Genomic DNA, 11,350 nt, shown 5'->3' with positions numbered 1-11,350 from the left:
GAAATGCGGGCTTTGTGAGGCAAAGGAGACAGGCCCGTCCAGACCTAATGCTCGCTCAAATGGAAGGTCGCCCCGCAGGACGCCTTTCTCAAGCAGTGGGAACCGGCCAAGGACGCCTGGGCGCGCGGCCAGAAGGTCGTTCGCCTTATCGGCTACGACGCATCGCCGGCTGACACGCGGCGCTATACCCATGCCTCGACCATCACGAGCGATCTTTTCGAATGCCGCTACCCACTGCGCGAATGGGGCTGGGATCGCGCGGCCTGCATCGCCCGGATCGAAGCCGCTCAGCTTCCCGTCCCGCCAAAATCGAGCTGCTTCATCTGCGGGGCGATGAAGCCGGACGAAGTTCGCGCCCTTCCGTCCTGGTGTCTGCGCCTCATCGTGCTGGTCGAGGCGAGAGCGGCCCCGCGTCTCAGGACCGTCGAAGGCCTGTGGCGCCGCTCGACGCGCACGCGGCCCGGGCGCATGACCGATTTCATCCGCGCCGAAGAGTTGCTGCCGGCCGCCGACATCGACGCGATCATCCACGACGCGCCTGCCGACCTCATCCGGTTCCAGGATGTGGCGGCCCATGTCCCGCTCCCCGACCGTCCGGCCATGGCGGAGTGGCTCGAGCAGTTCAACGCCGGCCTGAAGGAGGCAGCATGACCATCTCCGTTACAGAACAGATCGCCCGTTTGAACGACCGTTGCCGCCAGGGTTTCGATCCGACCGCTCGCCTTGTCGTGACCCGCGCCTGCCTCGCTCGTCTCGCAGGCGAAGAAGACGCGGTTCGTGAAATCATTGCCCAGGCTGAACTCCTCGCCGCCGTCCGCCGGTATGACTTTGGCCCCGGCGACGGCCCGGAACGAGACTTCGGCGCCTTCGATCTTCGGGGCGAACGCATCTTCTTCAAGATCGACTATTATGATCCCGCCCTCGAATTCGGATCGGAAGATCCAGCGGACGCATCGCTCACGCGGCGCGTGCTCACGATCATGCTCGCCGAGGATTATTGAGGGCTTCGATCGCGCCCTTCGGCGGTCCGGGAAAAGGGGAGGGGGACTGCAGGCGGAGAATTTCCACTTGTCGAGGAGCCCCAGATGTCCCTTCCCGCCACGATCAACAGCCAGGTCGATCCTGCCGCCGTCACCAGAGTCACCCGCCTCTTCAATAACACGCTCGGCGATATTCTCTCCGAGCTTATCCAGAACGCACGCCGGGCGGGTGCGAGCGCGGTCGACCTCAAGGTCATCGACGCCGATGGGACTGCGTTTCTCGCCATTGCCGACGATGGCGCCGGGATCGAGGATCCATCGGTCATTCTCGCCCTCGGTCGGTCGGGTTGGGGTGACGAGATCGCGCGGCGGGAGGATCCTGCCGGCATGGGCGTGTTCAGCCTTGCCGGTCGCGATGTCGAGATTCGCTCCTGCCCGCGCTCGACTGGCGAGGGCTGGTCGATCCGCATCGCTTCAGGCGATTGGGAGTCCGGCGCGCCCATCGCCGTTGCGCCCTGCACCCACCCGTTCGGAACCGAGATCCGGGTGCCGATTGACGCGCAATGGCTCAAGTCACTCGAGACTATTGCACAAAGCGCCGCGCGTTATTGCCCGCTTCCGGTTCGGCTCGACGGCCAGGATCTACTCCGCGAGGACTGGCTGAAGGGCGCAGAGACGATCATCGAGCAGGACGGCGTCCGCATCGGCATCTATCGCAACTATCTTCACCGGCATTTCAGCCCGAGCATCAACTTCCATGGCGTGACTGTCGCGTCGCTCCTTCCAACGGTCGCGGAAAAGGATCGCCACTGGGCGGCCAAGATCGACATCGTCGATGCTCCGGAATTGCAGCTCGTACTCCCGGCCCGCAAGGAGATGGTCGAGAATGGCGCGCTGCAGAGCCTGCGCGCGGCGATCCGCCTCGCCATCTACCGGCATATCCAGGCGCTCGGCAGTCATCGTCTGGCCTTCGCGGACTGGTGAGAGGCGGCCGATCTCGATGTTCAGCTTCCCGAGGCACGGGGTGAGCTATTCTCATGGACGCCGGCGGTCGCCGACTACAATAGCGGGTCCGGTCGCCAGCACCTGACCTCGACGGACGATCTCGTCCTGATCGATGATTTTGGGCCACCGCTCGAGCAGTGCGCTGCTTTCGCGCTCTCGAAGGACGGCCGCTATGAGGGACGGCTCGCCGAATCCGACGAGGCGATGGTGGGCTATGGCTGGTATGACCGGCTTCCCCGGATCACTGATCTCCGCTTCGAGATCGACAAGGGGGGCGAGACGCTTGTGCTCGGTGGGTCGGACCTTCCCGGTATCGACAGCGGCACGGTCGAGCGACTGGATCTCGTGCTGACGATTTCTGGCCCCGCCCCTGAAACGCTTCATATACCGGCGCCTGTCGCCATCGAATATGACGATGGCCTCTTCTGGAGCTTTGAGGAGGCTAATATTCTCCTGGCGGCACCCACGGCCGTCACGCCTGCCGAACTGGTCGATCTGCTCGACGGCGCCTGCTTTTGCGCCAGCGACGATCGCGAGGCTGATAGCTGGGATACGCAGCACGATCGTTTCCTGCTCGATGCGCAGGAAATGGCGACCCGTCTCCTTCTGGGCGATGAAGCGGCCCTGCTCGAGCGCCTGCGCGCCGTCCTCGCCTACCGGACCCAATGGTTCGTTCCGGAAGGCTCCCGGTTCGTCGCCGTTATCGGACGCGAGGCCATGGATCTACGGATTGAGCGGGTTTCGGCGAGCAGCTGATCTGCTGCCCGACGATTGGCGTCGGGGGTGGGGTTGATCAGGCCGGGACCAGGCGGGGGCTGTTCGGATCGATCCATGGATCGACCGGATCGTCCCGAGGCCGCGGACGCGGGCCTCGGCTATGGCGCTTGCGCGCTGGCTCGGCCGAACGGCCGAGGAGAGGAGGGGGAGGAAGGACGGTGTCCCGGACACAGTGTTCGAGACCATCATCCAGGAGACTTTCCATGAACATTGGTTCGATCAAGCAGAATGAAGGCGGTATTTTCGTCGGCAAGATCGAGACGCTGACGATTGCGATGACGATTGCGCTGCGCGAGGTGCACTCGGCCAATCCGAAGGCGCCGAAGTTCGAGGTGCTGGCGCTGTCGGCATCGCGGGCGTGGGTGCAGGTTGGGGCGCTGTTCGAGCTGTTCTCGAACGGCACGGGCGAGGCGTTCCTCAACGGGAAGATCGAGGATCCGAGCCTGGCGGCGCCGCTTTACATTTCCGCGTTCCGCCAGGAGGACGGCAGCTACAACGTGGTCTGGTCGCGTCCGACGCGGCGGCGCGACCTCGCCTCGGAGATGGCGCGCAAGGCCGATGACGCGCTGCCGCCGCTGCCCGGCGAAGGCGAAACCGCCGGCGCGCCGGCCCAGGGCGCCGAGGCCGGCCTCGGCCAATCCTCCGCAGAGCACGCCTTTGCAAGCTGAGCACCGTCCAGTCGTTGCTTCAAGAGGCCCTCGCTTCCATCGCGGAGCGGGGGCCTTTTGTATTTCTCCATGACAGAGGGCCGCATCACGCTCGGCTCCGGTGACTGGTACGTGTAGCGCGACGATTACGGAGTCCGGTCGGCGTCAATTTTGATGGCCGATAGGTGGCCGCGCCGGTTGGTGAATTCTGGCTACCATTTGCTGTTGCGAGGAGCAACCGTCGAGCGACAATTACGACGCTGGGTAATTGTCGCTGGCGCTGGCCGGAAGCGAGGGTTTGAAGCGCATGGGATGGTTGGCATGTAATTGCCGCTGGCGACAATTACCCGTTGCCTCAGCAAGGGTGCTCCCGAGCGCGAAGCCAGCGACAATTATGATGGCCGGTCCGGGGCGCCATTGGGCGGGTCGTAATCGCCGGCGTTGATGCGGGCGACGGCGGAACGCTTGCGGTAGCTTTCGCCGTTCATCTCGATGATGGTCGAGTGGTGCACGAGGCGGTCGATCGCGGCGACAGCCATGGCGGGATCAGGGAAGACGTTGTCCCATGCCGAAAATGGCTGGTTGGCGGTAATGGCGAGCGAGTGGCGTTCGTAGCGGTGGGCGATGAGCTCGAACAAGGCGCTGGTTTCGACCTGGTCCTTGCGGACGTAGGACAGATCGTCGAGCACGATGAGATCGAACTTGTCGAGCTTGTCGAGCATGGCGGGCAAGCTGAGGTCGCGGCGCGCGGACTGGAGCTTCTGGACCATGTCGGTGGTGGAGCAGAACAGGACGCGCCGCCCCGTGTCGATGAGGGCATGGCCAATGGCGGCAACTGCGTGCGTCTTGCCGGTCCCGCTCTGGCCGAACAGCAGCAGGTTGCCGCCGTTCTCGATCCAGTCGTCACCGGCGGCGAGGGACAAGAGGTGCGGTTTGCGGATGCCGGGGGCGGCGTCGAAATCGAAGGTGGCGAAGGTCTTGCCTGCGGGCAAGCCGGACTGGTCGCGATGGCGCTGGATGCGCCGGGAGGAGCGATCAGCCATCTCGATCTCGAGAAGCGAGGCCAGCAGGTTGGCGGCCGGCCAGCCATCGCGATCGGCGGTGTCGGTGAGGTGCTTCCAGTTGCGGTTGATGCTCGGCAGGCGCAAGGCCTTGAGCAGGGTAGGCAGTACGGCGGCGGCCTGATCCTTGGTGCGGGTCATCAGTGCACCTCCCCGCTGGCGATCAGGCTGTTGTAGCTGTGCAGATCGGGTGGCGGGATAGCGACATCGCGCTGCGATCTTGCGGTTGGCAGGAACTCGTCCCTGAGCGCATCGACATCGGGCAAGCGCCCGCTGTCGAGAGCCTCATCGATCCGCCGGGCCAGCACGTCGACACAGTCGCCCCTGGCGGCGATATCGAGCAGCGCGACGGCATCGCGGCAGGCCTGCCGTCCATCGAGTTGGGCATCGAAGGCTTGCCAGGCCCGCCGGTAGGCGTGATCGGGGAAGAGGGCTTCGCGGTAGACGAGGTTGCGCAGTGCACCGGGCTTGCGGCGCAGGTTACCGATCATGTGCCGGAAATCGATGCTATGCCCCCGGTGGGGATGACTGATCCGCACACGCGGCGTGGACATTACCCTGTCTGGACCGAGGAAGAGCTCGATGCGATCGTCAAAGAGATGCGCGTTGAGGCGCCGTCCGACGAGGCGGGAAGGCACCGAATAGGTAACCCGATCGATGGCGACGGTGCCGTTGCGGGTGACATCGACGGTGACCATGGCGAAATCGGTGGTTCGCCTTGCGGGCAGCGCCTTGAGTACCCTGCGTTCTGCATCGATGCGCGCAGCATGTCGCCGGTTCTGTCTGGCGACCTGCGCCTCAACGAACTCGCGCCAGGCCTCGATGCTAACGAAATCGCGGCTGCCCCGCCGGCGTAAGGCCTGATCGAGCCGTCGCTTGAGATGGGCATGGGGACCTTCGATCGATCCGTTCTCGTGCGCCTCGCCGCGGTTGTTGCGGGTAGCAAGCATGCCGTAATGACGACACAGCTCGTCATAGCTTCGGGTGAAATCCCGCTGCGCATCGGCGTTGAGGTTTTTGTAGGCGGCTGACAGGGAATCGCTGCGGTGTTCGGCCGGCGCACCGCCCAGCTTCCACAACGCATCCTGCAGGTGCTCCGAAAGGGCGGCAAAGCTCTCCCCGCCCAGCACGACAGCCGCATGCTCCCAGCCACTCGCCGCCAAGCGGAAGTGGTAGAGGCGATAGGCCAGGGTCTCGCCGGCAACAGTGACCTTGAGACTGTCGCATACCGTGAAATCCGACAGGCCCTGCCGACCGGGCTCATGATGCTGCGGGAAGAAGATCTCCTTCTCGCCGCCGTGCAGTGCCCGCCAGCGGGCGATCCGGCGTTCCAGTGTTCGTCGTATCGCATCGGGAACAGCATCCTCGCCGAACTCGTCCTGGAGCGTCTCGAAGACCGTGACGGCAATGATACCGTCGATCTGGAGCAACTCCTCTATACGTGGCCAGAATGGCTCGAGCGGATCGGCGCGGGTGCGCCAGTGGCGCTCCTTCTTCTTCTGGGACGGAAGCTGCGGATCGTTCTCGATCCGGCGTGCGCTGCGTTCGCTGATACCGGCCTTGGCAGCCGCGACGGCCTGGGTGTGTTGGCGACGATGGGTCATGAAGAGAAATACCTGCTGATCGGAAATGTGGTGGCCCGGCATCGCAAACCCATCGCTCGTTGTTCGATGAGTGTTCCGATACCACCGCCCGCCACAGCCCCGATCTGCCCCCCGAAAGAAGGGGAAAAAGATCGCCACCGGTTGTCTGGTCCGCTCTCCGGTCGGGGCTGCGCCCCTCCCTACGATCAGACCAGACAACCGATCCTACCGGCCATCATAGTCGCCGCTCAACCGGCCATCGTAGTTGTCGCCGCGCAGTCGATCAAGGTTTCAGGATTACCGACGAGGCCGAAGCCGCCTGACATGATTGTCATGCCTTCGCTCAACAGCCCTGATAAAGCCTGCTCGGCGCTGCCATATATTTTGCTATCCAACTCGCCGCCTTCCTCTCAAGCCGCCGCGCGCGGCCGTCTCCATAAAGTCTCCAAGAGCGATCCCAGCTGTGCGCGACATCAGGGCTGCAGACCGTGAAACGCCTCGATAATGATGCGTTCGACATCGTCGGCCGAGGCGATCCTGGGGTTTGGATAGCTGCCCGCGCTGGCCAGTTCCGCGGCATGCCGAATATCGGATTGCGCCATTCCCAAACTAGCAAGCGACTGCTTTGGGCACGTTTTCCGGCGAAGATCGTAAAGACACCGTCCTGCGTCGCTTGCCGCCAAGCCGCCCAACGCCATCGCCACGCGCGCCATCGCGCCAGGCGCGGCGCTCGCGTTGAACTCGGCGACATACGGAAGGACGATCGCATGAACATCGGCATGCGGCAGATCGAACGTACCCCCAAGCGTGTGGCAAATCTTATGATGGAGGCCCATGCCAACCATGCCGAGTGTCGCGCCGGCGAGCCAAGCGCCATAGAGCGTCGAAGAGCGCGCGCCGATGTCGTTCGGCGTCTCAATCGATTTCGGAAGGCCCTGTCCGATCGCCCGGATCGCCTCCTCCGCCATTAGCGACGTGATGGGATTGGCTTCCGGCGCGTAAAGAGCTTCAACCGCGTGCGCGATCGCATTGAGCCCGGACGGCCCGGTAATAGAAGCCGGCAGCGACACCAGCAGCTCCGGATCGTAAATGACCGTTTTCGGCAGTACCGCCTTGTCGCGCCCCGTGACCTTTCGCCGATCCTTCGTCATTCCCCAAATCGGGGTCATTTCGGAGCCTGCATAGGTCGTAGGGACCGCCACGATCGGAAGGCCGTCTTCAAGCGCTAGAGCCTTGGCGAGACCCGTCGTCGATCCACCGCCGATTGCGACCGTGCAATCGGCCAAGCTCTTTAGCGCCACGTCTCGACAGGCGACGACGGTCTCGAATGGGACGTGCATCAGGGCGCCATCGAAGATTCCGGCACTACGATCGCCGAGCATCGCGTTGATCCGCTCGGCCAAATCGCGCTGAGGCGGCGTGCAGATGATCAGCGCACGACTGAAACCAAGCCGCGTAAGCTCATCGCCGAGCGAAGCCAGGCTACCCGGCGCGAATATCGTTCGTCCTGGATTGGCCTCGTAAGTGAAACTCAATTGCATCTCAATCTCTCACGCCCTTGATCTTGGCTCGAGCCAGCCCGGCCGCCGCCATGCGGACCAGCGCTCAATGGCCCGCGGTAAAAGGTTCGATCCGGCAACACGCCGGATCGCTTTGTTGTCGTTGGATGGAAGATGCGTCGCCGCTCAAAGGCGGCTCACGAAACCGCTCAGGCGGCTTGCGCCTTTTCCGTCGCTTTCGGGATCACGAAGTCCACTTCGACGATGCGCACACCGTCTTCCACCTTCTCGGCGACAACATGCTCCTCGCAAACGTCCTCGCAGCAATCGTCTTCGACGTACGCGCCGCCTTCGAAGTAGGCCTGACTGATGTGTGTATGCATGCCAGGGGCCGAGATCTTGTAATGGACATGAGCTGGCCTCCAGGAGTGCCGCCCCATCGCCGTGAGCAGCGCACCGGTGGGCCCTTCGTTAGGAATTTGGTACGGGATCGGCATGATCGACCGCACGTTGTAGCGGCCATCAGCGTCAGTGACGATCTTGCCGCGATAATAGTGCGGCGGAATTCCATCATGAATACCGCTATACCGGCCTTCCGGGGTCGAATGCCAAACGTCGATCGTGGCACGCGCGAGCGGCCGCCCATCCATCCCGGTCACTCGACCGCGCAGCTGCATCGCAGTGTGGTGCTGATCCTCGTCGCGCATTGGAAGGCGGTCCGTGACGACAGCCGCATTCTCCAGATAATAAGGACCTTCCAGCGAAGGCTTAGAGCCTCCCATCAGTTTGCCCTCGATTTTCACGATCGTCGTGTTGAAGAAGACGTCCATCAGTAGCGGCACGTCGTTCTTTTCGAAGGCATCAAGCAGAAACGCCAGCGCCACCCTGTATTCGTCGAACGTCACATCGTGCTTGAACAGAGCCGCGCGCACTCCATCCACGATATCGCTGACCACTGCGTTTATACGAGCTTCGTCTGCCATTTTCCGATCCTCTCAGGAGATCCGTTTCTATTCTCAAGAACCAATATTTTACACCCGAGACATTTTTTCAAATTCCTTTTCGGGTCTTTGGCCATACCGAAATCGTATCGCCTTCTGGAGTGACATAAACGCCCCCTGGGCGGATAATCGTGCCCGGGTCAACGTTCCCTCATCATGTCGATCAAAGTCTTCGCAAGTAGAGTGGCGCGATCGGACCACAGCGCGTTTACCGATGATGCGGAGACAATGCCCGCACAGTGCAGGAACGCGCTCTGTCGGCATTCTGCCCGCGCCGACGCCAGCGACGCCGCTATCAACTTTTGACCATATTGTGCTCAGACTTTGTCGCAGGAAAAAGCAAAGCCGCCCGCCCGCTCACTGACGCGGCCAACATGGGGTCGCCCAAAATGCGCCGGCAAAAGCAAGCCGTTCGAGCATGCACATTGTTCGAGGACGGCCTGCCGCGATTGCCGAGCAAGCTCGGGATCGGCGCAGAAACGGCTGTTGAGATGTGGTTCGTAGATCTGCACCGGCTGATGCATCGTGTCCGCCGAGAAGATCGCCGTCTCGCCGCCGCTTCGAAGCACCAATATGCAATGGCCCGGCGAATGCCCCGGCGCTGCCTCGATCGTCAGCTCGTCCGTCAGCTGAAAGGGAGGATCGATCAACTCTGCCAACCCCGCGTCCAGGATCGGCCTGACGCTGTCCTCGAATACGTTGTCGTTGATCGGGAGTTTCCCTCCCTCTCCGCTGCGCGTATCCCAGAATTCGCACTCACGCCTCGAAAGGATGTATTTCGCCTGCGGAAACGTTGGCACCCAGCGTCCATCGAGTAGGCGTGTGTTCCAGCCGACATGATCGAGATGAAGATGCGTGCACAGGACGTGCGTGACGTCCTCAGGACGTATGCCGGCGCTTTGCAGTCGCTCCAGATAAGAACTACGCAACATGTTGAACCGTTCGAACGATGGCCGGCTCTTGTCGTTGCCAGCGCAGGTGTCGACCACAATCAAATGATGCTTCGTGCGGATCACCCAGCTATGGATCGATGACATGAACTTGCCAGCCCCCCGGTCATAGAAGTGAGGCTCCATCCACCCATACTGCTCCAGATACTCTGGCCGCCACTCCGGGAACAGGAAAGCAGGCTCGAAACTGGGTGCAAGGCTCTCCTCAACTCGCGTGATTTCGACGGCGCCGACAACGATCTTTTTCATTTCCAACTGCCTCACGTTATTCCTGACGGCCACCCACGCCGCTCAGACGGACTGGCGCGGCATCCCGGTTTTGATTCATTCGGTGTTCGCCACAACCTGCTGTTCGGGTAAGGGTCCGTTTCCTGTCACAATCGGGGCGGTTCGCCGCGAAGTCAGATGAAACAGGCCCATAACGATTACCGGGCATGCAAGCGCGACGTACGCGTTGTCGATGCCGTACGGATCGCCGAGCATGTACCAGACCACGGTCGCTGGGAGGGTCACGATGATCCCGATGAATGCGCCACTCCCGTTGCTGAAGCTTGGAGCATAGAAAGCCAGCAGCACGAGAACGGCCAGCGCCGCACGGAGCCCCTTTCCAAGGTAAGCAATGTGGAGAACGTTGTTCGCGCCGAGTGCGATGACAACTGGCAAGAGGCCAACGATAATCGTGGCGACCTTGAGGAACCGGACGGATCGCCTCTCATCCCTTTCCTTGTTGAATAGCGGTTCGAAGAAATCTTTCATCAGCAACGTCGCTGCGCCAATGCTAACAGCCGAAATCGTTCCGAACAGCGAGGCCGCCAAGCCTGCCACGACGATACCAGCGCTCAGACGGTCCATATCGGCTATGAGGCTCGGAAACGCTTGCAGAGGATTGATGCCCGGATGCAAAGCCGCCGACGCCATCCCGACGGCTGCCGTCAGGATTCCGAAAGGCACCATCGCCGCGGCGCAATAGAAACACGCTTTCTGGGCAGCTCGTACATTGGGCACAGTGTAAAGCGCCTGGATGACGTGCTGGGTCGCAAAAATCGAGCCGATCCCGGCGATCATCCAGGCCCCGATCTGGGACCAACCGACGGCGTCCCAGACAAACATTTCTGGACGGAGCTTCGTGGCGAGGGCCGTCACGCCTCCGGTCAACGAAAGCCCGTAGATCATCGCGATCACGATGCCGAGATATTTGATCGATGCGTGCAAAACGTTGGTGTAGACCACCGAGCGCATGCCACCGACACTGACATAGCCGACTGAAAGCACGCCGACCACGATGACCGCGGTCGGCTTGCCGATCGCGAGAATTCCGGAAAGCACCGCGCCGCCACTCGCATAGATCGACACCGCGATAATTTCGAGCGCGCAGATCGTCAGTACGGAGGCCGCGATACGTGTGTTCTGGCCGTAACGCGAGGCGAGCACACCTGAGATCGTGTTAAGTCCGAGCTCCTTATACTTGCGTGCCAGGATCAGACCCAAGAGGACAAATCCCAGCGCCAACGCAAACACGTTCCATGCAGCCGAAATCCCTTTTGAATAGCCGAGCTGCGCGGTGCCTACACTCACCGCCGTGCCGATAAACTCCGACACCATCAAGAACCCGATTATGATGGCGGGAAACTGACGCCCGCCTTCGGTGTAGCCCGCAGCGGTGATTGCCGAGCGGCGCACATAAGCTGCAATCAGCCCGACGGCGGCCATATAAATGAGTGTGATCCCGATCGTCGAAACCTGGAATGACATGGCCCCTCCCCATTATGTTTTTGGCTTAGAAAGCAGAAAGCCGATCGGCGAAGGCTTACTCGCCGATCGGGGGGCTCTTTATGTGGTCTGCTCGT

Annotated in this window: 11 protein-coding genes and 1 pseudogene; 5 read left to right on the top strand and 7 right to left on the bottom strand. The window is 62.0% G+C overall.

The features are described 5' to 3' along the window. Positions 1 to 48: 48 nt before the first annotated feature. The 5 genes and pseudogenes from K663_RS21320 to K663_RS21305 form a co-directional block, all read left to right on the top strand. Positions 49 to 651: pseudogene (locus K663_RS21320) on the top strand (hypothetical protein); the annotation flags it as partial. Further along, a complete protein-coding gene (locus K663_RS21315) occupies positions 648 to 1,001 on the top strand; it encodes a DUF3768 domain-containing protein (RefSeq protein WP_020818778.1) in 354 nt (117 codons plus the stop codon). The pseudogene K663_RS21320 and the gene K663_RS21315, both read left to right, overlap by 4 nt. Positions 1,002 to 1,085: 84 nt before the next feature. Next, positions 1,086 to 1,964 carry an ATP-binding protein gene (locus K663_RS25000; protein WP_020818777.1) on the top strand — a complete coding sequence of 293 codons (879 nt, stop codon included), beginning with the start codon at positions 1,086 to 1,088 and terminating at the stop codon, positions 1,962 to 1,964. A 225-nt stretch (positions 1,965 to 2,189) separates the two neighbouring features. Beyond that, positions 2,190 to 2,741: a hypothetical protein gene (locus K663_RS24995; RefSeq protein ID WP_020818776.1), complete on the top strand. Its 552-nt coding sequence runs from the start codon at positions 2,190 to 2,192 to the stop codon at positions 2,739 to 2,741. A gap of 224 nt (positions 2,742 to 2,965) precedes the next feature. Continuing rightward, complete coding sequence (locus tag K663_RS21305) at positions 2,966 to 3,430, top strand: DUF736 domain-containing protein (protein ID WP_020818775.1); 465 nt, start codon at positions 2,966 to 2,968, stop codon at positions 3,428 to 3,430. 371 nt (positions 3,431 to 3,801) lie between these two features. Here the strand turns inward: K663_RS21305 and istB are convergent, their stop codons facing one another. The 7 genes from istB to K663_RS21275 all read right to left on the bottom strand — a co-directional run bounded on the left by istB (position 3,802) and on the right by K663_RS21275 (position 11,255). Next, positions 3,802 to 4,611: an IS21-like element helper ATPase IstB gene (gene istB, locus K663_RS21300; RefSeq protein ID WP_020818758.1), complete on the bottom strand. Its 810-nt coding sequence runs from the start codon at positions 4,609 to 4,611 to the stop codon at positions 3,802 to 3,804. After that, positions 4,611 to 6,116 carry an IS21 family transposase gene (gene istA / locus K663_RS21295; protein ID WP_020818759.1) on the bottom strand — a complete coding sequence of 502 codons (1,506 nt, stop codon included), beginning with the start codon at positions 6,114 to 6,116 and terminating at the stop codon, positions 4,611 to 4,613. Before istA ends, istB begins: the two co-directional genes overlap by 1 nt. Before the next feature lie 185 nt (positions 6,117 to 6,301). Next, positions 6,302 to 6,448 (bottom strand): CoA-transferase, encoded by a 147-nt coding sequence (locus K663_RS23600; RefSeq protein ID WP_021224464.1) that lies wholly within the window; start codon positions 6,446 to 6,448, stop codon positions 6,302 to 6,304. A 78-nt stretch (positions 6,449 to 6,526) separates the two neighbouring features. Further along, positions 6,527 to 7,594 (bottom strand): maleylacetate reductase, encoded by a 1,068-nt coding sequence (locus tag K663_RS21290; RefSeq protein ID WP_020818760.1) that lies wholly within the window; start codon positions 7,592 to 7,594, stop codon positions 6,527 to 6,529. A 167-nt stretch (positions 7,595 to 7,761) separates the two neighbouring features. After that, entirely contained in the window at positions 7,762 to 8,535 is a 774-nt protein-coding gene (locus tag K663_RS21285) for a dioxygenase family protein (protein ID WP_021224463.1), read from the bottom strand. 335 nt (positions 8,536 to 8,870) lie between these two features. Then, the gene (locus K663_RS21280; protein ID WP_021224462.1) at positions 8,871 to 9,752 is read right to left on the bottom strand and encodes an MBL fold metallo-hydrolase; all 882 of its coding nucleotides are present in this window, start codon (positions 9,750 to 9,752) and stop codon (positions 8,871 to 8,873) included. Positions 9,753 to 9,827: 75 nt separating this feature from the next. Beyond that, on the bottom strand, positions 9,828 to 11,255 hold the full coding sequence (locus K663_RS21275; RefSeq protein WP_020818763.1) for a sodium:solute symporter family protein: 1,428 nt from the start codon (positions 11,253 to 11,255) through the stop codon (positions 9,828 to 9,830). Between the last annotated feature and the right edge of the window lie 95 nt (positions 11,256 to 11,350).

The sequence above is a fragment of the Sphingobium sp. MI1205 genome (assembly GCF_001563285.1).
In the GTDB taxonomy this organism is placed as follows: domain Bacteria; phylum Pseudomonadota; class Alphaproteobacteria; order Sphingomonadales; family Sphingomonadaceae; genus Sphingobium.
The sequence above is the reverse complement of the archived record's forward strand: the minus strand, read 5'-3'. Positions and strand labels throughout refer to the sequence as shown.